Source organism: Demequina sp. TMPB413, assembly GCF_020447105.2.
Taxonomy (GTDB): Bacteria; Actinomycetota; Actinomycetes; order Actinomycetales; family Demequinaceae; genus Demequina.
Window position 1 is genome coordinate 1,134,969 of record NZ_CP096184.1, and the last position, 25,730, is coordinate 1,160,698.

Annotated in this window: 27 protein-coding genes; 4 read left to right on the forward strand and 23 right to left on the reverse strand. The window is 64.9% G+C overall.

Annotated features, from left to right (window positions below; translation table 11 throughout):
- Nucleotides 1-88: 88 nt before the first annotated feature.
- From lgt to LGT36_RS05545, 19 genes are all read right to left on the reverse strand, one after another.
- Entirely contained in the window at nucleotides 89-955 is an 867-nt protein-coding gene (gene lgt / locus LGT36_RS05455; RefSeq protein ID WP_226095737.1) for a prolipoprotein diacylglyceryl transferase, read from the reverse strand.
- A complete protein-coding gene (gene trpA, locus LGT36_RS05460; RefSeq protein ID WP_226095738.1) occupies nucleotides 952-1,752 on the reverse strand; it encodes a tryptophan synthase subunit alpha in 801 nt (266 codons plus the stop codon). Before trpA ends, lgt begins: the two co-directional genes overlap by 4 nt.
- Nucleotides 1,749-2,960, reverse strand: a complete 1,212-nt coding sequence (trpB, locus tag LGT36_RS05465; RefSeq protein ID WP_226095739.1) for a tryptophan synthase subunit beta — start codon at nucleotides 2,958-2,960, stop codon at nucleotides 1,749-1,751. The genes trpA and trpB overlap by 4 nt, the downstream gene beginning before the upstream one ends.
- A complete protein-coding gene (gene trpC / locus LGT36_RS05470; protein ID WP_226095740.1) occupies nucleotides 2,957-3,766 on the reverse strand; it encodes an indole-3-glycerol phosphate synthase TrpC in 810 nt (269 codons plus the stop codon). Before trpC ends, trpB begins: the two co-directional genes overlap by 4 nt.
- 78 nt (nucleotides 3,767-3,844) lie before the next feature.
- Nucleotides 3,845-4,294, reverse strand: coding sequence for a DUF2752 domain-containing protein (locus LGT36_RS05475; protein ID WP_248642178.1), 450 nt, complete (start codon nucleotides 4,292-4,294; stop codon nucleotides 3,845-3,847).
- Between the two features lie 8 nt (nucleotides 4,295-4,302).
- Entirely contained in the window at nucleotides 4,303-4,647 is a 345-nt protein-coding gene (locus tag LGT36_RS05480; RefSeq protein ID WP_226094523.1) for a DUF4190 domain-containing protein, read from the reverse strand.
- A 44-nt stretch (nucleotides 4,648-4,691) separates the two neighbouring features.
- Nucleotides 4,692-4,925: an HGxxPAAW family protein gene (locus LGT36_RS05485; protein ID WP_226094522.1), complete on the reverse strand. Its 234-nt coding sequence runs from the start codon at nucleotides 4,923-4,925 to the stop codon at nucleotides 4,692-4,694.
- A 34-nt stretch (nucleotides 4,926-4,959) separates the two neighbouring features.
- Nucleotides 4,960-6,507, reverse strand: a complete 1,548-nt coding sequence (locus LGT36_RS05490; protein ID WP_226264706.1) for an anthranilate synthase component I — start codon at nucleotides 6,505-6,507, stop codon at nucleotides 4,960-4,962.
- 8 nt (nucleotides 6,508-6,515) lie between these two features.
- The gene (gene hisI, locus LGT36_RS05495; protein WP_226095392.1) at nucleotides 6,516-6,875 is read right to left on the reverse strand and encodes a phosphoribosyl-AMP cyclohydrolase; all 360 of its coding nucleotides are present in this window, start codon (nucleotides 6,873-6,875) and stop codon (nucleotides 6,516-6,518) included.
- Nucleotides 6,876-6,911: 36 nt separating this feature from the next.
- Nucleotides 6,912-8,723 (reverse strand): ABC transporter ATP-binding protein, encoded by a 1,812-nt coding sequence (locus LGT36_RS05500; protein WP_226095393.1) that lies wholly within the window; start codon nucleotides 8,721-8,723, stop codon nucleotides 6,912-6,914.
- Nucleotides 8,720-10,582, reverse strand: a complete 1,863-nt coding sequence (locus LGT36_RS05505) for an ABC transporter ATP-binding protein (RefSeq protein WP_226095394.1) — start codon at nucleotides 10,580-10,582, stop codon at nucleotides 8,720-8,722. Before LGT36_RS05505 ends, LGT36_RS05500 begins: the two co-directional genes overlap by 4 nt.
- On the reverse strand, nucleotides 10,579-11,349 hold the full coding sequence (hisF, locus tag LGT36_RS05510; protein WP_226095395.1) for an imidazole glycerol phosphate synthase subunit HisF: 771 nt from the start codon (nucleotides 11,347-11,349) through the stop codon (nucleotides 10,579-10,581). The genes LGT36_RS05505 and hisF overlap by 4 nt, the downstream gene beginning before the upstream one ends.
- Nucleotides 11,349-12,263, reverse strand: a complete 915-nt coding sequence (locus LGT36_RS05515) for an FKBP-type peptidyl-prolyl cis-trans isomerase (protein ID WP_226095396.1) — start codon at nucleotides 12,261-12,263, stop codon at nucleotides 11,349-11,351. The genes hisF and LGT36_RS05515 overlap by 1 nt, the downstream gene beginning before the upstream one ends.
- A gap of 40 nt (nucleotides 12,264-12,303) precedes the next feature.
- Entirely contained in the window at nucleotides 12,304-13,710 is a 1,407-nt protein-coding gene (gene pafA, locus LGT36_RS05520) for a Pup--protein ligase (protein ID WP_226095397.1), read from the reverse strand.
- A 6-nt stretch (nucleotides 13,711-13,716) separates the two neighbouring features.
- On the reverse strand, nucleotides 13,717-13,902 hold the full coding sequence (locus LGT36_RS05525) for a ubiquitin-like protein Pup (RefSeq protein WP_226095398.1): 186 nt from the start codon (nucleotides 13,900-13,902) through the stop codon (nucleotides 13,717-13,719).
- A gap of 9 nt (nucleotides 13,903-13,911) precedes the next feature.
- Entirely contained in the window at nucleotides 13,912-15,462 is a 1,551-nt protein-coding gene (gene dop / locus LGT36_RS05530) for a depupylase/deamidase Dop (protein ID WP_226264704.1), read from the reverse strand.
- The gene (arc, locus tag LGT36_RS05535) at nucleotides 15,462-16,874 is read right to left on the reverse strand and encodes a proteasome ATPase (RefSeq protein ID WP_226096555.1); all 1,413 of its coding nucleotides are present in this window, start codon (nucleotides 16,872-16,874) and stop codon (nucleotides 15,462-15,464) included. The genes dop and arc overlap by 1 nt, the downstream gene beginning before the upstream one ends.
- Nucleotides 16,871-17,869 (reverse strand): tRNA (adenine-N1)-methyltransferase, encoded by a 999-nt coding sequence (locus LGT36_RS05540; protein WP_226096554.1) that lies wholly within the window; start codon nucleotides 17,867-17,869, stop codon nucleotides 16,871-16,873. Before LGT36_RS05540 ends, arc begins: the two co-directional genes overlap by 4 nt.
- A gap of 18 nt (nucleotides 17,870-17,887) precedes the next feature.
- Entirely contained in the window at nucleotides 17,888-18,991 is a 1,104-nt protein-coding gene (locus LGT36_RS05545; RefSeq protein ID WP_226096553.1) for a site-2 protease family protein, read from the reverse strand.
- Between the two features lie 54 nt (nucleotides 18,992-19,045).
- Here LGT36_RS05545 and LGT36_RS05550 point away from each other — a divergent pair, with 54 nt between their 5' ends.
- Nucleotides 19,046-19,891 (forward strand): PD-(D/E)XK nuclease family protein, encoded by an 846-nt coding sequence (locus LGT36_RS05550; RefSeq protein WP_226096552.1) that lies wholly within the window; start codon nucleotides 19,046-19,048, stop codon nucleotides 19,889-19,891.
- Here LGT36_RS05550 and LGT36_RS05555 read toward each other — a convergent pair.
- Nucleotides 19,888-21,462: a methyl-accepting chemotaxis protein gene (locus tag LGT36_RS05555; protein ID WP_226096551.1), complete on the reverse strand. Its 1,575-nt coding sequence runs from the start codon at nucleotides 21,460-21,462 to the stop codon at nucleotides 19,888-19,890. The genes LGT36_RS05550 and LGT36_RS05555 overlap by 4 nt on opposite strands.
- Nucleotides 21,463-21,541: 79 nt before the next feature.
- Nucleotides 21,542-22,225 (reverse strand): HAD family phosphatase, encoded by a 684-nt coding sequence (locus LGT36_RS05560; RefSeq protein WP_226096550.1) that lies wholly within the window; start codon nucleotides 22,223-22,225, stop codon nucleotides 21,542-21,544.
- A gap of 24 nt (nucleotides 22,226-22,249) precedes the next feature.
- On the opposite strand from LGT36_RS05560, the gene LGT36_RS05565 reads away from it, so the two are divergent.
- A complete protein-coding gene (locus LGT36_RS05565) occupies nucleotides 22,250-23,116 on the forward strand; it encodes a PAC2 family protein (RefSeq protein WP_226096549.1) in 867 nt (288 codons plus the stop codon).
- 32 nt (nucleotides 23,117-23,148) lie between these two features.
- On the opposite strand, the gene LGT36_RS05570 is transcribed toward LGT36_RS05565, so the two are convergent.
- A complete protein-coding gene (locus LGT36_RS05570) occupies nucleotides 23,149-24,009 on the reverse strand; it encodes an undecaprenyl-diphosphate phosphatase (RefSeq protein WP_226096548.1) in 861 nt (286 codons plus the stop codon).
- A gap of 65 nt (nucleotides 24,010-24,074) precedes the next feature.
- Here LGT36_RS05570 and LGT36_RS05575 point away from each other — a divergent pair, with 65 nt between their 5' ends.
- Complete coding sequence (locus LGT36_RS05575) at nucleotides 24,075-25,037, forward strand: aldo/keto reductase (protein ID WP_226096547.1); 963 nt, start codon at nucleotides 24,075-24,077, stop codon at nucleotides 25,035-25,037.
- Nucleotides 25,038-25,069: 32 nt separating this feature from the next.
- Here LGT36_RS05575 and LGT36_RS05580 read toward each other — a convergent pair whose 3' ends face one another.
- Nucleotides 25,070-25,426, reverse strand: a complete 357-nt coding sequence (locus tag LGT36_RS05580; protein WP_226096546.1) for a primosomal protein — start codon at nucleotides 25,424-25,426, stop codon at nucleotides 25,070-25,072.
- 43 nt (nucleotides 25,427-25,469) lie between these two features.
- On the opposite strand from LGT36_RS05580, the gene LGT36_RS05585 reads away from it, so the two are divergent.
- Entirely contained in the window at nucleotides 25,470-25,727 is a 258-nt protein-coding gene (locus tag LGT36_RS05585; protein ID WP_226096545.1) for a DUF5703 family protein, read from the forward strand.
- Nucleotides 25,728-25,730: the final 3 nt, after the last annotated feature.

Sequence of the window (25,730 nt, forward strand, 5' to 3'; positions counted from 1 at the left end):
CCGTGAACTTCGTCGTCTCGGGGCGCCATCGACCCGGTGTTTGCACGGGTAGTCACCCTACCGCGTTCACCGGAGGCCACCAGAACCGTTAGTCCGTCTCCTGAGTGTCTTCACGAGCGGCAGCCAGGCGCTCTCGCGGCAATTGCGGAGTCCCTGATTGTCGCCGTCCCCACATCACGAACATCGCGATGGCCAGCAGTAGTACACCGATGGACACCCAGACGTTGACGCGCAGACCCCCCACCTGAACGGCAGTGTCGATCCGCACCAACTCGATCCACAAGCGGCCGGACACGTACACCATGACGTAGAGCCAGAACACCCTGCCACCCCGCAAGTTCAGCCGTCGATCAAGGTAGATGATCAACGCCGCGCCGGCGAGATTCCACAACATCTCGTAGAGGAACGTCGGGTGGAAGGTGGCGAACTGCTCAAAACCATCGGGGCGGAATGCGGGATCAATCCGCACGGCCCACGGCAGGTCTGTCGGCCTGCCGAACAACTCTTGGTTGAAGTAGTTGCCCATTCGGCCGATTGCTTGTGCCACGAGGATACCGGGCGCAGCGGCGTCCATGAACGCGGTGAACGTGACGCCGTGGCGTCGGCAACCGATGTAGGCACCAAGCGCGCCCAGCGCGACTGCGCCCCAAATACCGAGGCCGCCTTCCCAGATCTTGAAGGCATCGATGGGATCGCCCCCGTCGCCAAAATAGGGTCCAGGGGTGGAGATGACGTGGTAGATCCTGCCGCCGATGATGCCGAAGGGAATCGCCCAGAAGCCGACATCGCCGACGACCTCGGCTTTGCCCCCACGCTCGACCCAGCGTCGGGTGGTGAGCCACAGCGCAAAGAAGATTCCCGCCAGAATCCACAACGAGTAGGCCCGCACGGTGAGTGGTCCAAGGTGATACACGGCCCACTCAGGCGGCGGGCTGGGAAAGGACAGGTGGATCACGCCTCGCCCCTGACTCCGCGAGCAAGCTCGACGGTCTTGGCGCGCAGCGCATCAAGGGCTGCGCGTTCGTCTTCGTGGTCAAGGAGGCAACGCACCAAAGCGGAGCCAACGATCACGCCGTCGGCGAATCTGGCCACGTCGGCTGCCTGGGCACCTGTGGACACGCCGAGCCCGACGCACACACGCTCGGCACCTGCGGCGCGCGTCGCCGCGACAAGGCTCTCCGCACCCGACCCCACCGATGCGCGCTCCCCCGTGACGCCCATGAGCGAAGCGGCGTACACAAAGCCTGTGGTCTCGGCGACGGTCATGTGCAAGCGCTCGTTGGTGGAACTCGGCGCCACCAGGAAGATCGTGTCGAGATTGCGCTCCCGCGCGGCCCCGAGCCACATGCCCGCGGCGTCAGGAGTGAGGTCGGGCGTGATCGCACCGCTTCCGCCCGCCGCCACGAGGTCGTCAGCAAAGCGCTCCAAGCCGTATTGCAGCATCGGGTTGTAGTACGACATCACCACGGCAGGAGCGCCCGCTGCCGTAACCGCCCGCACCGCCGTGAAGGCGTCGGCGATGTGCGTGCCACCCTGGAGGGCGCGCTCTGCAGCCACCTGGATGGTCGGGCCGTCCATGACGGGGTCTGAATATGGCAGCCCCACTTCGACGATGTCGACACCTGCGTCAATCATGGTCTCCATGGCGCGCACCGACCGTTCAACCGTAGGGAACCCGACCGGCAGGTAGCCGATCAGCGCGGAACGGCCCTCTGCGCGGATGTCGTCAAGCTTCTCCGTCAGGGCGCTCACCGCTGAGACTCCTCATCGAGCAAGTTGAAGTAGGTCGCGGCCGTCTCAACGTCCTTGTCGCCGCGACCAGAGAGGTTGACGAGCAATGTAGCGTCAGCACCAAGTTCGCGACCCAGCCTGATGGCTCCCGCGAGTGCGTGGGCCGATTCGATCGCAGGCAGTATCCCCTCTGTGCGGGACAACAACCGGAACGCCTCCATCGCCTCCGCGTCGGTGACCGGCCAGTACTCCGCCCGCCCCATATCGGCGAGCCACGCGTGCTGGGGGCCAACGCCTGGGTAGTCGAGTCCTGCAGAAATGGAGTGCGACGGTTGCGTCTGGCCGTCGCCGTCCTGCAGCACGTACGACATTGCGCCGTGCAGGACGCCTGGCCTTCCCCCAGTAATGGAAGACGCGTGCTTGCCAGTGTCGACACCGTCGCCCGCTGCCTCGCAGCCAATAAGACGCACGCCGTCGTCGTCAAGGAAGGCGTCAAACATGCCGATGGCGTTCGAGCCGCCGCCGACGCAAGCGAGCACGGCGTCCGGCAAGCCGCCGAGCGCCGCCATCTGCTCGCGCGCCTCACGCCCGATCACGCGTTGGAAATCGCGCACCATCTCGGGGAACGGATGCGGGCCAGCGGCTGTGCCGAAGATGTAGTTGGTTGTTTCGACGTTGGCCACCCAGTCGCGGTATGCCTCGTTAATGGCGTCGCGTAGAGTGCGCGAGCCAGTCGTCACGGGCACCACCGTGGCGCCAAGCAGCCGCATGCGTGCCACGTTGAGGGCCTGCCTCTCGGTGTCCTCCTCGCCCATGTACACAGTGCACTCAAGATCCATCAGCGCCGCGGCCGTGGCGGTAGCGACGCCGTGTTGCCCAGCGCCCGTCTCGGCGATCACGCGGGTCTTGCCGATGCGCTTGGTGAGGAGCGCCTGTCCAAGCACGTTGTTGATCTTGTGCGAGCCGGTGTGGTTCAGGTCCTCTCGCTTGAGGAACACGCGTGCCCCGCCGCAATGGGCGGCGAAACGCGGCACCTCGGTGACGATCGAGGGGCGCCCCGTGTAATCCCTTGCAAGCCGCTCTAGTTCTTCACCAAAGGCGGGATCATGCTTAGCCTTGTCGTAGGCGTCGGTGAGTTCGTCAAGCGCAGCCACGAGCGCCTCGGGGACGAACCTTCCTCCGAACACGCCAAAGAAGGGTCCGGTCGCCCCGGAAAGCGCAGAAGTCACGGACGCACCGATCTCAAAGCGGGATGCGCACCTGCGGCAACCATCTCTGCCACGGCAGTGCGCGGGTCCTTGTCCTTGACGAGCGCCTCGCCCACCAGCACGGCATCTGCGCCCATACGCGCGTACTCCACCACGTCGTGGCTTCCTCTGATCCCCGACTCGGCCACCTTGACGATTCCATCAGGAATCGTGGGCGCGACGCGGGAGAAGGTGCCCCTGTCGACTTCGAGGGTCTTGAGGTTGCGGGCGTTCACACCGACGACGCGAGCACCAGCGTCGACGGCGCGCTTCACTTCTTCTTGGTCGTGCACCTCAACGAGCGCGCACATGCCGAGCGAGTGAACGCGCTCGACAAGGCTCTCAAGTGCGATCTGCTCGAGTGCGGCCACAATCAGGAGCACCATGTCGGCGCCGTGAGCTCTCGCCTCCCACACCTGGTACGGGGTCACGATGAAGTCTTTGCGCAGAATGGGCACGTCGACCTTGGAACGCACGTTATCGAGGTCCTCAAGGGATCCGCCGAATCGCCGCCGTTCCGTCAACACGGAGATGACGCTCGCGCCGCCGGCCTCATACTCGGTGGCGAGCGCCGCCGGGTCCGTGATCTGCGCGATCTCGCCCTTCGAAGGGCTCGAGCGCTTGACCTCGGCAATCACCGAGACCTCTGCCGTCTTCAGCTTTTGGAGCGCGTCAACAGCGCTCGGGCGCCTTGCGGCGCGGGCCTTCAACTCGTCCATGGACGTGGCGAGTTCGCGCACTTCCAAATCGCTGCGGACACCTGCGACGATGCCGTCGAGAACGCTCATGCGTTGCCACCTCCCCGGGTGCAATGGTACCGCCGTCTACGGTCCGTCAGGACCGTCGGGGCGCTCAGCGGAGGGGGCCTAAGGGGATAGCAGCGACGCGAAAGGGCCCACATTGCGCAAGACGAGGAACGCGAGGATGACGGCCGGAAGGGCGATCCCCGCCCACGTGGGGAAGGGCCATTCGCGCAACACGAAGCCTCTCAAACGCATCACCCAACGCACCCAAAGCACGCCAAGTAGCGGAACTGCCAGGGTGAACAGCGGATTCATGGCGAGGGCGCCTGCAACGTTCCCATGAGCGAGGTCATACACGGCGCGCGTGCCCCCGCAACCGGGGCAGTACAGCCCAGTCGTGGCGAAGAGGGGGCACACGAAGGTGCCTCCAGAAACATGGGGATTATGGGTCACGATGTATGCCGTCCCGCCTGCGGCAACAAGCGCGACGAGCGCTGGCCAGGCCAACTGGCCCTTCGGTGGCGAGGTTCGTGTCGCCCGCTCCACTGGAGCGGGCGACACGTCGGTGGTCACGACCACTGTTAGGCCTGCTGTTCGCAATACGGGTTGTCGGGGTTGTCATCGCAGAAGTCATCGAGGAATCCGCCGCCCGCGAAGGCGAGGATCGCCAAGATGAGGCCGAGCACGGCGCCGATGGCACCCGTGATGATTCCGGCGAGCGCCATGCCGGCGCCGACTCCGCGCTTGCGGGCCATCACGCCAAGCACGATGGCCACGATGCCAGCGGGGATAGCGATGAACCAGTAGAGGCACAACGCCAACGACACGATTCCGAGAACCAGCGCGGCGATTGCCATTCCCTTGCCCTGCGGCTGGGGCGCACCCATTGGCGTTCCCATCGGCGGGGGCGGAGGAACTTGCGTCATGTCATATCTCCTTTGGTAAGACGGCGCTGCACATCATGTAGCACCTACTTGAGCGGTTGCCCGTGTCCGAGCGCCCGTAGCACCGCACCCACTGCCAGTGCGGCGACAACTATGCCCGCGCCAACCCACGCGAGAGCCACCATGGGGATCATGAGCCCGACCGCAGCAACGAGGGCTCCCAACACAATGAGACCGTTGGTCGCCCATGCCGCCAGTGTTCTGCCGTGATTATTCGGTGCCGCGGCAGGCAGGTGTTCCGGGTCGATCTGGTGGGACATCGTGATCACTCCTTCTGGGGACTTGCGCAAGAGTCTAGCCAGAACAGGACGCAACGAGCCTGTTAGCGCGCGCCACCGCCCGCAACATCGCTGCCGCCTTGTCTCTTGTCTCTTGTGCCTCGGTAGCAGGGACGGAATCCGCAACGACGCCAGCGCCCGCCTGCACGTGCGCCACGCCCGACTGAATCACCGCGGTGCGGATGGCGATAGCGAGGTCCATATTGCCGGCGAAGTCGAAGTATCCGACTGCACCCCCGTAGAAGCCTCGTCTGACCGGTTCCAGTTCGTCAATCAGCGCGATCGCGCGCGGCTTTGGCGCCCCTGACAACGTGCCTGCGGGAAATGTGGCGACAAAGGCGTCCAGTGCGCTCGCGTGCTCCTCAAGCACCCCCACCACCGTGGAACAGATGTGCATGATGTGGCTGTACCGGTTGACCGCCATGAACTCGACGACCTCAACCGACGTCGGCACGCACACCTTCACGAGGTCATTGCGCGAGAGGTCGACGAGCATCACGTGCTCGGCAACCTCCTTGGGATCGGCCAGGAGTTCGGCCTCAAGGGCTTTGTCCGCCTCTGGGGTGGCGCCACGAGGGCGCGATCCGGCAATCGGGTAGGTCAGTACCGAGCGATCCTTGACCGTCACGAGCGATTCGGGGCTCGCGCCGACGATGGCGAAGGACCTTCCGTCAGCGTCCTCGCACTCCACGTAGTACATGTAGGGACTGGGGTTGAGCGTGCGTAGCACGCGATAGACATCCAGCGCCGACGCCCCACACTCGGCGTCGAAGCGCTGCGACGGCACCACCTGAAAAACCTCGCCGTCACGGATCGCTTCCTTGGCGTACTTCACCATCTTCTCGTACTCGCCGACCTGTGACCTGGGGCTCACGGCGCCCTCTGGCGTCTCGGCGTCGATCGCCATGGCAGGCAGCCTTGGCGCTACAGCAAGAGCACGTTCCATCGTGTCTACCCTCGCCACAGCCGCCGCATAGGCGGCGTCGATGCCGGTGGGCTGAGCGTCGGTGTTGACGGCATTGGCTACGAGCCACACGGAGCCGTCGACGTGATCGAGTACGGCGAGGTCGGTGGCAAGGAGCAGATGCGCATCTGGCAGGTCGAGCTCGCGGGTCGCGTCGGCGGGAAGGGTTGGCTCCCACTGGCGAACCAAGTCCCAACCCAGTGCGCCGACGAGCCCTCCAGTGAGTGGCGGAAGGCCGGCGATGTGTTCGGAGGCGAGCACCTCGAGCGCTTGAGCGATCGCCTCCAAGGGCGCTCCATCCTCGAGCCCGTCAGGCACTTCCCCTGCCCAGCGCGCCGTGTCGCCAACGACGGTCAAAGCCGCTTGTGAGCGCACGCCAACGAACGAGTAACGCGAACGCGTGCCGTCTGGCTGAGCCGACTCGAGAATGAAGGTGCCCGGCCGCGACTGGGCCAGTGCCGCGTACACCGCCACAGGCGTCCAGCCGTCGCCAAGGAGTTTGCGGGCGACGGGTACGACCCGGTGCGTTCGGCCGAGTTCCACAAACTCAGCGTTCGTCGGCCATGTGTCGCCCCAATCGAGCGTCAGGGCGGATGCCATGGGCGTCGTCACGAGGCAGCCACCGCTCCGAGCGAGAGGGACCCACCCTCGTCAAAACACGAGTCCTTGCCTGTGTGACACGCTCCCCCTACCTGGGCGACCCTCAGCAGGATGGCATCGCCATCGCAGTCAAGTTCCGCACTGATGACGTGTTGGACGTTCCCGGATGTCTCGCCTTTGCGCCAGATTTCGTTGCGACTGCGGCTGAAGTACACACCTCGCCTCGTCCGCAAGGTCTCTTCCAGTGCGTCGTCGTTCATCCACGCCACCATCAGCACCCGACCGGTAGTCGCGTCCTGTACGACGGCGCACACGAGGCCAGCCTCGTTGCGCTTGAGTCGTTCGGCAATCCCCAGGTCCAAAGGCATGTCGCCTATCCTTCCACGCCACGCACGACGCGCGGGTCAGTCGCGCGTCTGGGCCACCCAGGCACGGTGCAGGCTCGCGTAGGGCCCGCCTGCGACGACGAGGTCGTCGTGGGATCCGTATTCGACGAGTTCGCCCCTGTCCATGACCGCGACGATGTCGGCTCGCTCGGCCGTCGACAAGCGATGGGCAATCACGACGCTGGTACGGCCCGTCATGAGCCGCTCGAGCGCGCGCGAGATACGAAGCTCTGTGGCTGGGTCGACGGCGGAGGTTGCCTCGTCGAGGATGAGTACGTCGGGGTCCCGAAGGTACGCCCTGGCAATGCTCACCAGTTGACGCTCTCCCGCACTCAAGAGCTCCCCACGTGCGCCCACTTGCGTATCGAGCCCGTGCGCCGTTGAGGCGAGCCACAACTCGAGACCAAGGTCAGCAAACGCCGCCTCAGCCGAGCCGCGAAGCGTCTCCACGTCGGTGTCAGGCCTTGCGTAGAGCAGATTGTCGAGCACCGTGCCCTCAAAGAGGAACCCTTCTTGAGGAACAACCGCCAGGCGCGACCGCAAGTGAGCGAAGCTGACGTCACGTACGTCGACGCCACCGAGCCTGATATGGCCAGAGGTCGGATCGAAGAACCGTGCCATCAGTCGAGCAAGAGAGGTCTTTCCCGAGCCGGTCTGGCCCACGACCGCGAGCCGCTTGCCTGCAGGAACTGTCAACGAGATGCCCTTGAGCACTTCCTCGTCATCGTCGTAGGTCAGGCGCACGGAGTCGACACTCAGATCGACCTCCCCTGGCGGAATGTCCACGGGAGACTCGGGCTCATGGACCGTCGTCGGCGCGTCCACCAGTTCGATGACACGCTGCCAGCCGACCATCGCCCTTTGCATCTCGGCCAACATCTCGATGATCCACATCAACGGACCAGAGAACATGTAGACGAGCAGCGCGAAGGCAGCGACCGTCCCCACCGATAGATCGCCCCTGACGCCGAGCGCAGTGCCCACCACGAGCGCCGCGCCTGTCGCGAACGACTGGCCGAAGGCCGTCATGGAGAAGCTCGCCGACGAGATCCACGAGGCACGACGCTCCCGTCGCGCAATGCCGTCGATCTCGGTGCGCAAGTGAGTACGCATCCGTTCTTGAACGCCATAGGACCGAATGGTCGCGACGCCCACCAACTGCTCAGACGTGCGACCAAGCAAATCGGCCATGCGCGCCCTGATGTCAGAGAACGCGCGCCGAATGACCGGCTGGATCCGCATCGTCACGACCAGCAATGGGACGTAGCAGACAAGGACCACCAGGGCGAGTTGCCATGAGTAGAGCAACATGACGACGAAGACGACGGTGGACTCGAGCGCGGAGACGATCATGCCTGCTCCCGTCCACTGCATCAGGTCTCGCATCGTGTCAACGTCGCCTGTCACTCTCGACACGTAGCGCCCGCGCTGCTCAGAGTTCTGGGTCAGCACCGAGAGCCTGTGAACGTTGTGGAACGCGCGCTTGCGCAACGTTGCAAGGCCCGCCTCTGCGGCAATCATCATGCGCCGTCGGACGCGCCACTCCACAAGCATCGAGATGAGGACGACGACAGCGCCGCCTGCCACCAGCCAGTGCACGAGGTTCACGTTGACCCCTGCCTCGGCAAGCAGGCCTTCATCGGTGACGCGTTGAGTGAGGTAGGGAATCGTCGCGCGGGCCGATGCCGCGACGAGGGCGAGCAGCAGCGTGACACCCAGGCCCTTGCGGATCTCGGGAGAGATGGCGAAGCCTCGCGAGAACGTCTGGCGAACGCCCATGCGCGACTCGTCATCGCTGCGACCAGCAGCGTCAGGAATCGTCGTGCTCACGCGCCATCACCTGCCTCGTCTTGCCGTCGCTTCGAATCGACCTCGTATGCAGTCACCAGGTCTCGGTAGCCGGAATCGCGCGAGAGCAATTCGTGGTGAGAGCCCGCGTCAACAACCGTCCCGTCGTCCACGTGGATCACACGATCTGCCAGCATGATTGATGCGAGCCGGTACGCGATCAAGAGCACTGTGGGGCCCTGTCCGTCGGCGCGCAGCGCGGCCAGAATCTGCTGCTCTACTCCTGGATCAACAGCGGAGGTGGCGTCGTCAAGCACCATCACTCGAGGCTCGCGCACGAGGGCCCTCGCGATCGCGATGCGTTGACGCTGACCACCTGACAGGTTCATGCCGCGCTCCTCGAGGGTCGCGTCGAGTCCCTTGCCGCGGTGGTTGAGGCCCCTGACAAGATCGTCGATAGCGGCCCGTCGTAGCGCGGTCCACACTTGCTCGTCGGAATAGTCCTCACCAAGCGTGATGTTCTCGCGCACCGTTCCCGCAAAGACGAAAGCCGTCTGGGGTACGAGAGCGACGTGGCTGCCAAGTGCCTGAACCACCTGGATGTCAGTGTGGTCGATGAGCACTTCGCCCTCGACGGCGCGAGACAGCCGTGCGGCCGCAAGCGCCACCGTCGTCTTGCCAGCGCCCGTCGAGCCGACGAGCGCCGTGACCGTCCCTGGATGCAATTCAAGAGAGACATCACGGACGATGATCACGGGTTCACCATCACCGTCGTCAGCGGCAACATGGGCTGACTTGAAGGCGATATGCCCTGCACCTTCGCGCGACACCGTCACGTGACCGGGCTCGTCGACCTCGGTAGCAGCCGCCGAAATGCGCGCGATGCGCTGAAAGGAGACGAGGGCAGAGGGCATCTGGCCCAACACCCAGCCCACTCCGCGGATCGGCACAGCCATCAATGCCAAGAGGTAGATGGCCGTCACGACATCGCCTACCGAGACGGCGCCTGCGGCCGCCCGATGCGCTCCGACCACCATGATGGCGAGCGAGCTGAGAGGGACCATCGCGTCCATGAGCGGCTCGAACCAACTCGAGACGGCGCCCACGCGCGTGTCGGCGTCGCGCAAGCCGTCCACCTTGGTGGAGAAACGGGCCGACTCGCGAGCCTCTGCGCCGAGAGCCTTCACCACCGTTCCGCCCTCAAACGACTCGTGAGCGATGCTCGAGACTTCAGCGCGCAGGCTCTGGCCTGCGTCCCACAGAGGGCTAATCACCTTCTCGTAGAAGTAGTTGACGATCAAGATTGCGGGGATCACCATCATGGCGGTGACCGCCACCCACTTGTCCATGATGATGAGCCGGTATCCGGCGGCGATCATCATGGTGAAAGAACCGACAGTGAACGCCAGCGGGTGCAGGGGATTTGTCGCGGTCTCCGAGTCGGAGGACATCGCGGACAGCATCCTGCCGGCAGGGTTCGCGCGATGCCAGCCAAGTGGTAGCGACGCGATCGCATCGGCCACGACCGTGCGGTGCCTCGCACCGACGGTGGCCACCGCCCCTCCTTGCACTCCGCGCCTGATCACGATGAGCCCCGCATTGAGCAAGCCGATGCCGACGAATACGGCGCCAGCGATGAGCACCGCTGTTCCCGCATCCTGGGTGCGCTCGCCCCACCAACCCTGAATGGGGGTGCCGTCGATGGCGGGGATCACCACCTGGTCAACGATGAGACCCAGCATCGACCCGAAGACGACCGTGAGCACGCCAAAGATGCCAGCGGCGCCGATGGACACGCCGAAGCGCCCGGGAGAGGTTCGCAGGGCGTGGCCGAGAAGTTGCAGGGTCTTACGACCGTAAGACCCGCTCAGTTCGTACTCGGCCCGCCCGGCTGCCCTCACCTGACCGCGATGCCGGCGGAGCGCATCGCTTGTTTCACGTCGCCAATCGACAGCGTCCCAAAGTGGAACACGCTCGCGGCGAGCACGGCGTCGGCGCCCGCATGTGCGGCCGCGACAAAGTCTTCCTCGCGGCCTGCGCCGCCTGAGGCAATCAGTGGTACCGAAACCACGTCACGCACTTCCTTCATCATCGCAATGTCGAATCCGCCTGTGGTCCCGTCGGCGTCCATCGAGTTGAGCAGGATTTCTCCCGCGCCCAACTCGGCGCCTCGTCGTGCCCACTCGATCGCATCGATGCCAGTGCCTCGGCGTCCACCATGTGTAGTGACCTCATACCCTGAGGCCGTCACGGTGTCGCCTTGACATCGACGCGCGTCGACGGAGAGAACCAAAACTTGGTTACCAAACCTGCGCGCGATCTCGGAGATCAACTCCGGCCGCGCGATAGCCGCTGTGTTAATGCCTACCTTGTCCGCGCCCGCACGCAACAGATTATCAACGTCGTCAGTGGTCCTGACACCACCGCCGACGGTGAGGGGCACGAAAACTTGCTCCGCAGTTCTTTTCACCACGTCGTACATCGTCTCGCGACCCCCTGACGAGGCGGTCACGTCGAGAAACGTCAGCTCATCGGCGCCCTCGCGCCCGTAGCGGGCGGCGAGTTCGACGGGGTCTCCTGCATCGCGCAGGTCGGCGAAATTCACGCCTTTGACCACGCGCCCGGCGTCTACGTCGAGACACGGGATGACTCGGACCGCGACCCCCATTAGGGTTCCTGGTTCCACACGTCAAGGATGTCGATCACGATGACGAGCGGCCCTTCGCCTGGGTACGCCCACTCCTCCGGCGCGACGAGCAACACTTGCGAGCCGGCAGTCTGATCGATCAGTCCCTCGTCGAGGGCCCTCAAGAGCTTTCCGACGCCCACTTGGCCCTCGAAGGGGGCTTGCTCCGGGAGCCATGACGTCTGGCGTACGTCGCCTGCCTTCCAGGACTTCGTGTCCTTTTCGCCGTCAGTCCCGTAGACGACCTTGATCTGGGCAACGATGAACGAGCCAGGGACGACCTGGGGGCCGTCGCCCTGGACGAGGGTGGCGATCTCAAGATCGGGCGAGTAGACCTGCTCAGGGTCGATCACGACCTCCGGTTCGCCCGTTGGCAACACACTGACCTTGGGCAGCGTCTCGTCCACCGGCAGCCGCTCGCCCACCGCGTGGTCGGAAAGCACGTCGATCACGATGACAATCGCTGGCTCGTCCTCGAACTCGCCGACGGGAGGCGCAACCGAGAGGACTCTCGTGCCGACGCTCGCGCCCAGCAAGACCGTGTAGAGGTCGTCACCCAGGAGCTCGGGTGCAAGCAGGAAGGACCGGGGCAAACCGTCGTAGGTGTTCTCGATGACTTGACCGGTGGCAAGAGACTGGACGTACATGTCGAGAAGGAGCGGCTGCCCGTCCACCAACATCTCGCCTTCGCCTTGCCACATGACTTTGGATTGGGTCGACGTGAAGTCGACGCCAGCCGGCCAGGCAAGCGAAGGAGCCAAAGTCTCGGACTGCTCGACGGTGATCATCGAGATGTCGCCAACGGTTGGCGAAGCGGAGGCGTCCGAGTCGCTGCTGCCAGAACAGGCGGTCAGCGCGAGCGCGGCGGCAGCGGCCACCGCTAGTAGACGACTCATGAATCCTCCCGACACAGAACCCTCAGCATAGTGACGGGTCTTATCCGTTCAACGACGCCAAAAGAACGTCGACGCGTTCGTCGAGGTTCCTGAAAGGGTCCTTCAGCAGCACTGTTCGCGGTTCAGGTCCTGACAACTTGAGGTGGACCCAGTCGACGGTGTAATCGCTGCCCGCGGCCAGCGCCTCCCGCACAAAGCGCCCGCGCAGCGCTGCCCTGGTGGTGGCGGGCGGCTGCGTCGTGGCGTGCACGATGTCTGCCTCGTCTACGATTCGCGACACCAGGCCATCGGCCTGAAGACGATTAAAGAGCCCGCGCGTAGGTGACACGTCGTGAAAAGCCATCTCGAGCCGGGCGAGGCGGGGATCGTCGAGCGCGCAGCCAAGCCGCTCCCGATACCGCTCGAGCAACCTGAACTTCACCGCCCATTCCAGTTCGGTCTCGACTCCTGACGTGTCCCGCGAGCGCACCGCTGCGATTCCCCGCTCCCACAGATCAAGCACCTGCTCGGTCTCTTCCGTGCGTTCAATCACATCGTCGAGCCGCTCCCTCACGGCGACCAGGCACGCCTCTTGGAGGTCGGCCCCCGTCATGTGGCGACCGTCGGCAAGCTCGACGGTTGCGGCGCCAGTGACATCGTGGGCGATCGTGCGAATCGCCTGCATCTCGTTCGCCAGCGCGAGTTCCGGCAAGGCGAGCCGCGCCTCGAGGATGCGCAAGAGCAGGTCGGTCGATCCCATCTTGAGGCGCGTCGTCGGCTCAGCCATGGTGGAGTCGCCCACGATCACATGCATGCGCCGGTACAAGTCGGCGTGGGCATGCGGCTCGTCGCGAGTGTTGATCATGGGGCGGGAGCGCGTCGTCGCAGAACTCATGCCCTCCCACATGTGATCCGCCCTGGGAGAGAAGCTGTAGTGGGCTCCTTGCGGCGTCCTGGTGATACAGCCGGAGCCCGTCACGATCTGCCGTGACACAAAGAAGGGCAAGAGCACAGAGGCGAAGGCCTTGAAATCCGCGCGCCTTCTGACCAAGTAGTTCTCGTGGCAGCCGTAGCTGTTGCCTGCCGAGTCGGTGTTGTTCTTGTAGAGATAGATCGAGCCCTCGAGACCTGCCGCAGCGAGCCTGGACTCGCCCTTTGCCACCAGATCGTGGACGATCCGCTCCCCCGCCTTGTCGTAAGCCACGATGTCGCGCAGCGAGTCGCACTCGGCCGTCGCGTACTCGGGATGGGCTCCCACATCGATGTAGAGCCGCGAACCGTTCGTGAGAAACACGTTGGACGACCTGCCCCACTCGACCACCGAGTGAAACAGGTGCCCTGCCACCTCTTCTGGCGTCACCGAACGCGACTGCGGTGCATCAAAATGCAGGCCAAACTCGGTCTCAAGCCCCATGATTCTGCGTGCCGAGTCGACCTCTTGGGCCGGCGGCACCTCACCCAACATCATGTGCTGTTACTGCCCACCCTTTTGCACGAACGACCTCACGAACTGCGAAGCGTTCGTCTGGATCGTGTCGTCGATCTCATCCAACAGGGAGTCGAGGGCGTCAGTGCTCGCCTGGGCAGCAGGGGCTGCGGGGGCGTCTGGTTCTGGTGCGTCGTCCTCAAAAGGAGACGACGATGAGGTGGTCTGAGGCATGCGTCTAGCCTAGCCGCGAGTATCCGTCGCTGGTGGCGGTTCCTCGGCGAGCAAGGCATCCACCAGTTCGTGTCTGGTCACCAGCGGGTCAGGAAGCGTCAGCACCTCAAGGTGTCCGTGCTCTGCTTCCCTGTCGAGCACGATCGTCGACCAGCTCGCTGCGTCGACAAGGTCACTTCTGCGGCTCACCATTCTTCCCCTGAGCCAGGCTCTCGTGGTGGAGGGCGGGGTCGTCATGGCGTGATCGACGTCGGAGTCGCTCACCACGCGCTCGACCGCCCCTGCGGCGCTCAAGCGCGCCGCAAGCCCTGTGCCCAATTCGCTCCATTGGACGTCGGCGGCACGCAGGCGGTCGTCGTCCCAAGCAGGCATGACGCGGTCGCCAGCCCCGTCAGTCGTGGCATAGCGCTCACGCATGCGCCCGAACAGGTGCAACTTCGCCACCCACTCGACCTCGCGCTGCGCCGAAAGCGGGTCACGGCCGAGAGCATCGAGCACGTTTTCCCACCGTTCGATCACGCGCGCGTCCTCGACATCTGTGACGTAATCTCGTGCGACCGTGATGAGCGCCCTTTGGACCTCGAGGGCTGTCGCCTCCTCGCCGGAAGCGAGGCGAAGCTTGTGGCGCAGCGTGAGATCCCTCGACACCGCGCTGACCTCGGCCACGGGGTCGGCCAGCGTGAGGAGCTCGAGCCTCTCATCGCGCGCCTCGATTGCCGACAGCACGAGCGACGTCGCTCCCACCTTCAGGTAGGTCGGCAGCTCCATCGAGTTCGCGTCGCCGATGATGATGTGCAGCCGCCGCCACTTGCGGCGGTCGGCGTGTGGCTCGTCCCTGGTATTCACGATGGGACGGCGCAGCGTCGTCTCCAGACCGGCTTCCGCCTCGATGTAGTCGGCACGCTGAGACATCTGGAAGCCGGGGATCTCGCCATACACGCCAAGCCCCACCCTGCCTGCTCCGACGACGATCTGCCTGCTCACGAGGTGGGGCATGAGCAGCCTTGCCAAGTCATCGAAGGCAAGGTCCCTGGTGACAAGATAGTTCTCATGGGTGCCATACGAGGCGCCCTTGCCGTCGACGTTGTTCTTGTACAAAGCGACGTCGTCACCTTCGGAGCGCATCTGGGCAGCTGCCGCCGCGGCGATGCGGTCTCCTGCGACGTCCCACACCACGGCTTCGCGGGCGTTCGTGACTTCTGGACCCGAGTACTCAGGATGAGCGTGATCGACGTAGAAGCGCGCGCCATTGGCGAGCACGGCGTTCAGGTGAGCGGGGTCTTCCCATGAGCCCCGCCTTCTGCGCAAGGTCACTCCCCTATTCGCCTCGGAGTATTCCGGGCTATCCGTGAGCAGATCGGCCGTCGCATAACGCCGGTCCCTGCGCATTCCGCGCAAGTCCATGAGCGGATCCTCGCCGCCGTAGTCCCAGCGCGTCGAAGAGTTCCCCGACCATACGCGGCAGGCCTGGACCAGTTGCGACGACAGCAGAATGGGATTGGCCGTGGCGTTGCGTGGGTCGGTGATGCCGTATTCAGTCTCGATCCCGACAACTCGCATTAGTACTCGCCGAAGTCCCGTGCCGCGACCGCGCGGGCCTCGCGCAGCTCCTGATCGGAAGCACCAAGCAGATGTTCTGTCGCCAAGCCTTTGCCGCCACCCCCGATGTGGTGCTTGATGGCGCGCGTCTTGGCCCTGTCGACCACGTTGCGCAGGAGGGCGCCCGACATGTACTTGGCAGCGTCCGGCTCCTGGAACAGCCTGTCGACAGCCGCGGCAATCATCGCCGCTGCGGCCGCGTCACGGTCGCCTCCGTGCGCCGCGACCTCGGCAGCCTCGAGTGGCAGGGCGGACGTGAGGTATTTGCTGAGGATGTCGATGGAAGCTGCGGCGTCCGGCCGCGAGATCTCGATCTTGACGTCCAGCCTGCCCGGCCGCAGGATCGCCGGATCGATCATGTCTTCCCTGTTCGAGGCGCCAATCACGATGACGTTGCCCAGATCCTCGACCCCGTCGAGCTCTGTGAGCAATTGCGGCACGATCGTGGTCTCCATGTCAGAACTGACTCCTGAACCGCGAGCCCGGAACAGCGCGTCCATCTCGTCAAAGAACACCACGACGGGCGCTCCCGAGTGTGCCTTGGCACGCGCCCTTTCGAAGATGGTGCGGATGTAGCGCTCCGTCTCGCCCACGTACTTGTTGAGCAACTCGGGGCCCTTGACGGACAGGAAGTAGCTTCTGTCGGCACCTGTCGCCTCGCCGAGCGAGTGCGCGACGGCCTTCGCGATGAGAGTCTTGCCGCAGCCAGGAGGGCCGTACAGGAGCATTCCCTTCGGCGGCTGTAGCGAGTGTTCGCGGTAGAGCTCAGGGTGGCGCAGCGGCAACTCGATCGCATCGCGGATGCGTTCGATCTGCCCGCCGAGACCGCCGATGACGGAGTAATCGACGTCGGGGACCTCTTCGAGCAGCAGCGCCTCGACGCCCGTCCGCTCGACCTTTTCTGAAGCGAATCCCGTACGAGGATCAATGATGACGGTGTCGCCTTCGTGAACGCGCACGGCCGCATCGCCGCCAATGAGCACGACGACGCGCTCGTCTTCGCCACGGGAGACCACGAGCACCCTGTCGTCGTCGATAACTTCGCGCACGATCGCGGCCTGTCCAGCCCGCTCAGGCTCGGCAGCGCCCACCACTACGCTCATCGCGTTGAGGAGCACCTCGTCGCCAGGCTTGAGACCGTCGGCGGCGGCGGGAAGCACTGCCACCCGCATCCGCCTACCGTTCGCGACGATGTCGGCGTGCTTGTCCGCCCATTGGACGAAGGTGGCGAAGGTCTGCGGCGGCGCCGACGCTTCGGCCAGCTTGGTGCGCATCTCGCCCAATTGGTCGCGCGCCACTTCCAGGAGCCGCTGCAATTCGCCATTGCGCTTCTCCAGCGCGGCGATCGTGTCCTGTGCGTCAACCACCGTCATCCCTCTCCCTGTCCGTCTGCGCGTTGATCCTCGAGGTGCTTGGTCACGTCGCGCCTCACCTTGCGCACCTTCTTGTCCGACACGGGACGTTCGCCCAAGTCTTCCGGCGACCAGTCGTCGGTTGGCGCTGGGGTGCCCTGCGGTCGGCGATGCCTGATCGGAGCCTCCACGCCAGGCGCCATGCGTCGCGACGTGAGCAGGAACCCCGTGTGTCCCACCATCCTGTGGTCAGGCCGCACGGCCAGACCCTCCAGATGCCACGTCCTCGCCATCGTCTCCCAAGCGCGCGGCTCGGTGAAATCGCCCGTGCGCTTCAGATCCTCCGCGAGTCGGGACAGTTGGGTGGTGGTCGCGACGTACGCGAGGAACACTCCTCCTGGCGCGAGCGCGTGGGCCGCAGCCTCGAGATTCTCCCAAGGAGCCAGCATGTCCAGTACGACGCGGTCAACGCTGCCTTGCTCAAGGGCGCGCGCGTGCTCGTCAAAGTCGCCGATGCGCACCTGCCACGCGGGGTGCTCTGATCCAAAAAAGGACTCGACGTTGGCCTTGGCAATTGCCGCGAAGTCCTCGCGGCGCTCGATCGAAATGAGCGACCCCTGATCGCCAACGGCACGCAACAGCGACATGCTGAGCGCTCCTGAACCGACTCCGGCCTCAAGAACCCTCGCACCCGGGTACACGTCGGCGTACTGCACGATCTGCGCCGCATCCTTCGGGTACACGACGGCGGCGCCCCTGGGCATGGACATCACAAAGTCGCTCAGCAGGGGGCGCAACACCACGTAGTCGATTCCTGCGGTGTTGCGGACCACGGTTCCTTCCGCGCAGCCCAGGATGTCGTCGTGCTTGAAATAGCCCCTGTGTGTGTGAAAGGTTGCCCCTTCTGCCAGCACGATCGTGTGGTGCCTGCCCTTGGGGTCGGTCAGTTGGACGCGGTCGCCGACGCGCAGGGCGCCACGGCGCTCGGCAGCGCCCACGGGGGCAGGAGGGGTCATGCTCGCCAGTCTACGGGCCTACTTCAGGGCCGCGAGGACGTCAACTAGCCTCACAATTCCGACGACGTCTTGACCGTCGCGCACGACCCACACGTCTGTCTTTCCCCACCATTCCCGCAAGGCCGGAATCATGACCTCGGCCGCCGCGCCGGCAGGAATCTCTGCCCCACGGGGCACAGGCGTCGTCACGGACTCCAGCGACGCTGTCGCTCGCGCGGGGGCGGGGACCGCTTCAGCCTGCTCGAGAGGGAACCTGGCGGCAGGGGCGTCATCCGCGCCAAGCACGACGACCTCAACCGCGCCCGCTGCGCTCGCAGCATCGAGCGCCTCTTGGACGGAGACGGTGTAGGGAACAGCGACGGCGTCCCGCATGAGACTCTTCGCGTTGACGCCGTCCCTGCGAAGCATCGTCGCGGAGAACGCCAGGGCGGCCGACGCCGCCGGCCACAGGATCGAGAAGATCAGAACGGCGATCACGACGCTCGTGAGCGAGGGCCTCTCTCCGCTGAGCAAAGGGCCTGCGATCGAGTACACCACGACACCAACGGCGACAACACGGCCGCCCCATGCGGCCACGACCGTGCCGCGGTGGCGATTGCGTGTGATGGCCCAGACGACGGATTCGAGCACTCGCCCGCCATCCATTGGAATCCCCGGAAGCAGGTTGAATACGGCAAGCAGAAGGTTCGCCCACACGATGTACGACACCAGCGAGCCTGCGACGCCACCCAGCTCCGTGGCTGCCATGGTCGCGCCTGCCACTCCGGCGATAACCAGGTTCATCGCCGGCCCTGCTGCCGCGGTGACTCCGTTCACCGTTGGTGTCATCTCGCTCGACTCGAAACTGGTGTGTCCGCCCCACAAGGTGAGCACGATCTCATTCACTGAACGCCCAAAGAGTCGTGCAGCGATGGCGTGGGCAATCTCGTGCAAGAGCACCGAGCCCATGAGCGCTACCGCAAGCATGGCCCCTACCGACAAGGTGCGCGCCGTGGTCTCGCCTGACGCCGAGGCGAAGACGTACGCGAGGAGGGCAAGCATGAGCAAGGTGCTGGGCTGCACGATGACTTGCGCCCCGAGAATGCGACCCACAAGGATCCCTCTTGTGCGGCGCTCTTCCATGTGAACACGCTAGTCGCTCGCAGCCGTGTCGGACTCCCGGCCTAGGGTGGAGCCATGTCGAGCGCCCCAGGACTTTCCCCGTCGCGAGCCAACGATTACGCGCAGTGCGCCTACCTCTATCGCCTCAGAGTGATCGACAGGATCCCCGAAGCGCCGCAGCGCGCCACCACGCTGGGAACACTGGTGCACTTGGTCCTAGAGCGCTTGTTCGACCTTCCCGCTTCAGAGCGAGACGCCGCGGCCGCGCGCACACTCCTCGCACCCGCCTGGGAGGACCTCGTCGCCGAGCGCCCTGAACTCGAAGAACTCCTCGCTGATTCAGCCGAGCGCGCGCAGTTCTTTGATGACGCACGTGCGCGCATCGGCACCTACTTCGTCGTCGAGAATCCGACACGTCTCGAGCCGCACGGCCGTGAAGTCCGGCTGGAGTCCTCGCTCGAGAATGGCCCGTCGATTCGCGGGGTCATCGACCGCATCGACAGGGCCCCGGATGGTGCGCTCCGCATCATCGACTACAAGTCAGGCAAGACACCCCGGCCGGGCTACGGGGATCAGGCTGACTTCCAGATGAAGTTCTATGCGCTGCTCGTTGAGCGGGTGGAGGGCACCAGACCGGCGCTGATGAGGCTGCTTTATCTGCGCGACGGCGGTGTCAAGGAGCTGACGCCAAGTGAGGCCGATGTCGCCGCTGCGGAGTCGCGCGTGAGATCGACGTGGAACTCCATCCAGTCGAACGCCGCCGCCGGTCACTTCCCCACGTCACCGTCGAAGTTGTGCGCCTGGTGCTCGTTCCAGAGCCTGTGCCCGGAATTCGGAGGGACCGTCCCCTCGCTAGACCCCGAGGCCGTCGCTCGCGCCACGGGAATCACGCCCGACCACAAGCCGGGCACGCCTGTCTAGCGGACTCCCACCGCAGCGCGCAGGCGAGACGACGTCTCGGCGAGTTCAGCCGCGGCCGCGCGGATGTCGGCTAACTCCTCCGACGTCCTCCTGGTGGACTCCCCTACCTCGTCAAGAGCGGCCGCAATGCTGCGACCGCCGCCAGCGATCCGCTCGGTATTGGCTGCCATCTCGGCGGTAGTGGCCGTCTGCTCCTCAACGGCGCCAGCGATCGTGCCCTGGTACTCGCTGATGTTCTGAATGATGTCGCCGATGTGGGAGATGTCCTGTGCCGCTTGAGCAACGGTCGCCTGAATGAGTTCGACCCTCGCGGAGATGCCGCCGGTAGCCTTCGCGGTCTCTTGAGCGAGGTCCTTGACCTCTCCCGCCACCACGGCGAAGCCGGAACCTGCCTCCCCTGCGCGCGCAGCCTCGATGGTCGCGTTGAGCGCAAGGAGGTTGGTCTGGCTCGCGATCTGAGTGATGACCTTGACGACTTCGCTGATCTCGGCAGAAGACTCACCGAGGGCCACGACGGTGCGGTTGGTCGACTCGGCGGCCACGACGGCCTCTGCAGCCATGCGAGCGACCTTCTGGGCGTTCTCGGCGATCTCCTTGATCGAGGCGCCCATCTGATGCGTTCCTGCTGCGACCGTGTCGATTCCGGTGGAGACCTCTTGCGCAGCCCCCGTGACCTCAAGCGTGCGGTCGGTCGTGTGTTGAGCGTCGCTCGCCATCGTGTCTGATGACCGCACGAGTTGTGTGGCGGCCGCATCGAGATCGCCGATCGCACTCGTAACCTTCTGTGCCACCTCCGCGGATTGGTCGAGTGTGGCGTTGAGCGCCACCGCGAGCCGCTCGAGTTCCGTCTTGCCGCGCCCTGCGGGCAACCGCGTCGACAAGTCGCCGCTCGCAAGGGCCGCCGTCGCCGAGTTCACCCTCACCACGATGCTGCGGCCGATCACGAACGCCGAGGCGCCGCCGAACGCGAGGACGATCAGGCCATACAAGACCAGCCGCATCGCTTCCTTGATAGCCACAGCCTGGACGTCGTCGACGTAGACACCCGAACCGATGACCCAACCCCACGGTTCGAACCCGGAAACATAGGACACCTTGGGTTGCGGTTCTTCGACACCTGGCTTCGGCCATTGATACTCCACAAAGCCTTCGCCTTCGGCCGCCACGACGTCGACGAAGTCGACGAAGATGGTGTTGCCGTCTGGGTCGGTGATCCCGCTCACATCGGTGCCGTCGAGCTCCGGCTTGAACGGGTGCATGATCATCATGGGCGTCATGTCGTTGATCCAGAAATACTCCTCGCCGGAGTAGCGGAGCTGCTTGAGAGTGGCGGCCGCCTGCTCCTGAGCCTCCGTCGTGGAGATCTCGCCTGCGTCGGCGCGTGCGGCGAAGGCGGCGACCACCCCGACGGCCTCCTCGACCACCTGGCGGGTGGCGGCCTGGCGTTCCGTCATGATGCGAGCCTGGATCTGGCTCGAAGCGAGCCAGATGAGGACCCCAAGCCCGACCCCGAGCACGCCCACAATGACCAAGACTCGGCCCTGGATCGACATTGCATTGAGTCGAGTCATCTCACGTGTCCTCAGCTTAGGTCTGCGTCGCCCCTCGCTTGAGAATCGTCACCGGCCCCGTTCATGTGAGGCAACCGGTTCAGTTCGCGTGAAGCTCGTCTCTCACCTGGCCTGCGAAAAACTGTGAGATTCCGTCCAGTCCCACACCGTGCAAGTCCTTCAGCCGCGACAGTCCGGGTAGAGCAGGCAAGTCCGCGTGCCTGCGCACTCCGATGGTGACCGCCCCAGATGCGTGGGCACTCGCCACGCCGGCAGGCGAGTCCTCGATCGCGATGCATTGGCTTGCGGTCACGCCAAGTCGCTCCGCTGCAAGAAGGTAGGCCTCTGGATCTGGCTTGCCCCTGCGCACCTGATCTCCTGTCACCACGACGGAGAATGCTCCACCAACGGCGCCGATGAACTCGTCGACGAGGGCGCCAATCGACATCGTGACCAGGGCGCAGGGAACTCCTGCTGCTGCCACCTCCGCGAGTAGTGCACGCGCGTCCGTCTGCCACGGCATGTGTTCTCGCGCTCTCGCGCTGACGTGCGCGACCATCGTCGAGATGATCTCCTCCTGGCCGAGGGGAACCCCTCGGTCGATGAAGACTTGTGCCGAGGTGTCGAGGGCGTTGCCAACAAGGCTCAGCCCGTCTTCCTGCGTCCACTCGACTCCGAAGCGGGCGGCGAGAGCCGCCTCCGCCTCCATCCAGTAGGGCTCGGTGTCGATCAAGGTTCCGTCCATGTCCCACAGGACGGCGGCGGGGAGTGCGAGAGAGGTCACGGAGTAGCAGTTTAGGCTGGGGAGATGAGTGAACAGCCCCCCGTGTCCCCAGGGCCGCCCCGCGAGTCAATCATGGTGGCGGCATTCGAGGGTTGGAACGACGCAGGCAGCGCCGCATCCCACGCCATCGACCACGTGGCCGAGATGTGGGATGCGCAAGAGTATGGCGCCATGGACCCCGAGGATTACCACGACTTTCAGGTCAGTAGGCCGACGCTGTCGCGCTTGCCCGATGGCGAGAAGGTCATCTCGTGGCCAGGGACAGTCGTGTCGACGTGCGCAGGCGTCTCGACGCCTGACAGGCGCGTCTCGCTCGTGAGAGGCATTGAGCCGTCGATGCGCTGGCGGCAATTCTGCGGGGAACTGCTCGATTACGCGGAGGACCTCGAGGTGACCACCCTCATCACGTGCGGAGCGTTGCTGGTGGATGTCCCACACACCCGTCCGTTCCCCACGTTTGTGTCGTCTGAAAGCGACCATGCGAGACGGCTGTGGGGTCTTGAGCGCTCCGACTACGAAGGGCCTACCGGGATCGTCGGCGTGCTGGCCCACGAAGCCCAGGCGCGCGGGATCACGGTGCTGTCCATGTGGGTGGGCGTCCCCCACTATGTGGCACATCCGCCGAACCCCAAGGCAACCCTCGCTCTCCTCGGCCAAATCGAGAGGCTCGTTGGGGTGCCCATCAACCTTGGCGAGCTGCCGGACGAGGCCGACGCGTGGACTCGCGGCGCAGACGAGCTTGCCGAGGACGACGAGGAGATCGGCGAGCACGTACGCCAACTCGAGTCCGTGATGGACGAGGCGAGCCTTCCCGAGGCTTCAGGCGAGGCGATCGCCGCTGAGTTCGAGCAGTTCTTGCGCAGGCGCGACGGCGGTCTAGGCAAGCAATAGGCAGGAGCCCTCTCAGCCGGAAACCGCGAAGGTTAGATCGCCGCGACGGCGCCAACGCCAAGCAGGACAAAGATCACGGCGGCAAACGCGACCCGATAGACCACGAACGGCATGAACGAGCGGGTGGTGATCATGCGCAGGAACCACACGATGACCGCGTAGCCGACGCCGAAGGCCACCATGGTTGCGATGATGGTCGCAGCAATCCCAGGACCACCAGGCGCGGTCAGATCCTCAAAACTGGTTGCGAGTTCAAAGAACGCAGACCCCACCACCGCGGGGATCGCGAGCAGAAATGAGTAGCGGGCGGCCGATTGGCGGGTCAGCCCGAGCCAGCGCGCCATCGTGATGGTGCCGCCTGAACGCGAGACGCCAGGAATGAGCGCCGCCGCTTGCGCCAGCCCGAGCATCACCGCATCTTTGGCGCGAAGCGTGTCGAGTTCGCGCTCGGCGGGACGCAGGCGATCGACCGCGCCCAGGATGACTCCGAAGACCGCCAAGACGGTCGCTGTGATGTACAGGTTGCGCACGCTGGTCTCAATCGCATCCTTGAACAACACGCCTACTATCACGATCGGTACGGAACCGAGGATGACCCACCAACCCATCCTGGCGTCGGCGTTCTTGGCTCCTAGGCGAGAAGCCCTGTCCGCCCCGTCCTGGCCACGCAATGCCCTGACCCATGCGGCGATGATCCGCGCGATGTCGTGGCGAAAGTACAAGAGCACGGCGGCCTCGGTACCCAGCTGGATGATGGCGGTGAACGCTGCGCCTGGATCGCCGCCGTGGGGAAGCAACGGGCCAATCACCCTGATGTGCGCCGATGAGGAAATCGGCAAAAACTCAGTAAGGCCCTGGACCAGGCCAAGGACGACGGCTTCCCACCAACTCATGTCGGACAGGCTACTTCCCGCGCGTCGCGCCTCCGACCACGACGCGCGCGGGTAGGTTCGCTCGCATGCAGCGCAGACGTCTCGGGAACAGAGGGGCTGAGGTCTCTCGCCTCGCGCTCGGAACCATGACCTGGTCGCGTGACACGTCGAGGGAAGAGGCCGGCAGGCTGCTCGGCGCGTTTGCGGACGCTGGCGGCTCCCTGATCGACACTGCTGCGACGTACGCCGATGGTGGATCAGAGTCAGTGATCGGGTCCCTCTTGGCAGGCGGATTTGCGCGTTCTGAGTTCCAGATTTGCACGAAGGCCGGCGTGAGGCGGACGCCTGAGGGCGGCGTCATCGACGCTTCACGAGGTGCTCTGCTCGACACCCTTGACGCGTCGCTCAAGCGGCTCGAAACGGATCACGTCGATCTGTGGCTGGTGCATACCTTTGATCCCGTGACGCCGCTGGAAGAGACGATGCACGCGCTCGAGGTAGCGCTCACCACAGGCAGGGCCCGCCAGGTCGGAGTTTCCAACTTCCCGGGTTGGGCATTGGCGCGCGCCGCGTCGGTAGCAAGAGACGCCGCAGCCCCTGCGGCGGCTCAAATGGAGTACTCACTGCTCGAGAGAGGAATCGAGCGCGAGGTGGTCCCCGCGGCTCAATCGCTTGGCATGGGAATCCTGGCCTGGTCGCCGCTCGGGCGAGGGGTGCTGACCGGCAAGTACGCCCACGCTATCCCCGCGGACTCGCGAGCAGCCTCCGACCATCTCGCCGGGTTCGTCGAGCCCTATCTCACCCCGCGCGCAGCATCGGTTGTCACGGCATTGATGACGGCGGCCGACGGCCTTGGCAGGTCCGCTCACGAAGTCGCGCTTGCGTGGGTCAGGGACGCTCCGGGGGTCGCGTCGGCGATCGTGGGTGCGCGCACCGCCGAACAACTTGCGCCGAGCCTCGCCGCAGAAGACCTCGTGTTGCCAGAGCCCATTCGCACTGCGCTCGACGACGTCACCTCGCCGACCTTCGGATACCCGGAAAGGCGCTAAGCCATGACCGCGCGGCGAGAGGGCTCCGTGACTTACCTGAGGTCGAACTCCTCGATCTCGTCGTCCATGTCGTCCTCGTTCTCGACGGCGTGCCCGTCTATCGGCTCGAGGTCCTCGTCATCGTCGTCGTCGTCATCGTCGGCTTCGCCGTCATCGCCAGCCTCTGCGTCTTCGTCTTCTCCATCATCGAACTCGTCGAGGACGACCGGCAACGACTCTCCGAACGCGGAATCAAGAGCGTCCTCGTACCGTTCGAATGCTTCAGCCACCGCGTCGAAGGCATCGTCAACCGCCGCGTCCTCCGTGCTACGGCGCGCGATGACTGCCTCAAGGTGGGCCTCGAGCGCCCCCGTCAACTGTCGCAATGCCTCGCGGGCGTTGGTGCTCATGGAGATGACGTTACCCCCCATACGGGGTTAGATGGGAGACAAGATGACGGACGCGACTCACTTGGCCTCAGGACACGTCATCAATCCGCGCCTCGAGAGGCGTCAGTCAAACTCGCACACGCAATGGCGGGTGGTAGACATCCCGCGAGACATCAGTCGCGGGGAGACCACTCAGCTGCTGTCTGAGCAAGCGGAGTATGGCCGTTGGGAGCTCGCGCGCAGCATCGTGTTTGTTGGAGGAGCCAGGCGCGTCTGGCTACGGCGCAGGACGATGCACGTGGAACGCACTGACGCCGCGTAACGG

What these genes read in the sequence shown, in the direction of transcription:
- trpC (WP_226095740.1), bottom strand. Translation starts at nt 3,766, where the DNA reads ATGAGCGTTCTCGACGGCATCGTCGCAGGTGTCCGCAGCGATTTGGAA.
- LGT36_RS05480 (WP_226094523.1), bottom strand. Translation starts at nt 4,647, where the DNA reads ATGACGCAAGTTCCTCCGCCCCCGCCGATGGGAACGCCAATGGGTGCG.
- LGT36_RS05485 (WP_226094522.1), bottom strand. Translation starts at nt 4,925, where the DNA reads ATGTCCCACCAGATCGACCCGGAACACCTGCCTGCCGCGGCACCGAAT.
- LGT36_RS05490 (WP_226264706.1), bottom strand. Translation starts at nt 6,507, where the DNA reads ATGGCATCCGCCCTGACGCTCGATTGGGGCGACACATGGCCGACGAAC.
- hisI (WP_226095392.1), bottom strand. Translation starts at nt 6,875, where the DNA reads ATGCCTTTGGACCTGGGGATTGCCGAACGACTCAAGCGCAACGAGGCT.
- hisF (WP_226095395.1), bottom strand. Translation starts at nt 11,349, where the DNA reads ATGGGGGTCGCGGTCCGAGTCATCCCGTGTCTCGACGTAGACGCCGGG.
- LGT36_RS05515 (WP_226095396.1), bottom strand. Translation starts at nt 12,263, where the DNA reads ATGAGTCGTCTACTAGCGGTGGCCGCTGCCGCCGCGCTCGCGCTGACC.
- pafA (WP_226095397.1), bottom strand. Translation starts at nt 13,710, where the DNA reads ATGATGTTGGGTGAGGTGCCGCCGGCCCAAGAGGTCGACTCGGCACGC.
- LGT36_RS05525 (WP_226095398.1), bottom strand. Translation starts at nt 13,902, where the DNA reads ATGCCTCAGACCACCTCATCGTCGTCTCCTTTTGAGGACGACGCACCA.
- dop (WP_226264704.1), bottom strand. Translation starts at nt 15,462, where the DNA reads ATGCGAGTTGTCGGGATCGAGACTGAATACGGCATCACCGACCCACGC.
- arc (WP_226096555.1), bottom strand. Translation starts at nt 16,874, where the DNA reads ATGACGGTGGTTGACGCACAGGACACGATCGCCGCGCTGGAGAAGCGC.
- LGT36_RS05540 (WP_226096554.1), bottom strand. Translation starts at nt 17,869, where the DNA reads ATGACCCCTCCTGCCCCCGTGGGCGCTGCCGAGCGCCGTGGCGCCCTG.
- LGT36_RS05545 (WP_226096553.1), bottom strand. Translation starts at nt 18,991, where the DNA reads ATGGAAGAGCGCCGCACAAGAGGGATCCTTGTGGGTCGCATTCTCGGG.
- LGT36_RS05550 (WP_226096552.1), top strand. Translation starts at nt 19,046, where the DNA reads ATGTCGAGCGCCCCAGGACTTTCCCCGTCGCGAGCCAACGATTACGCG.
- LGT36_RS05555 (WP_226096551.1), bottom strand. Translation starts at nt 21,462, where the DNA reads ATGACTCGACTCAATGCAATGTCGATCCAGGGCCGAGTCTTGGTCATT.
- LGT36_RS05565 (WP_226096549.1), top strand. Translation starts at nt 22,250, where the DNA reads ATGAGTGAACAGCCCCCCGTGTCCCCAGGGCCGCCCCGCGAGTCAATC.
- LGT36_RS05570 (WP_226096548.1), bottom strand. Translation starts at nt 24,009, where the DNA reads ATGAGTTGGTGGGAAGCCGTCGTCCTTGGCCTGGTCCAGGGCCTTACT.
- LGT36_RS05575 (WP_226096547.1), top strand. Translation starts at nt 24,075, where the DNA reads ATGCAGCGCAGACGTCTCGGGAACAGAGGGGCTGAGGTCTCTCGCCTC.
- LGT36_RS05580 (WP_226096546.1), bottom strand. Translation starts at nt 25,426, where the DNA reads ATGAGCACCAACGCCCGCGAGGCATTGCGACAGTTGACGGGGGCGCTC.
- LGT36_RS05585 (WP_226096545.1), top strand. Translation starts at nt 25,470, where the DNA reads ATGACGGACGCGACTCACTTGGCCTCAGGACACGTCATCAATCCGCGC.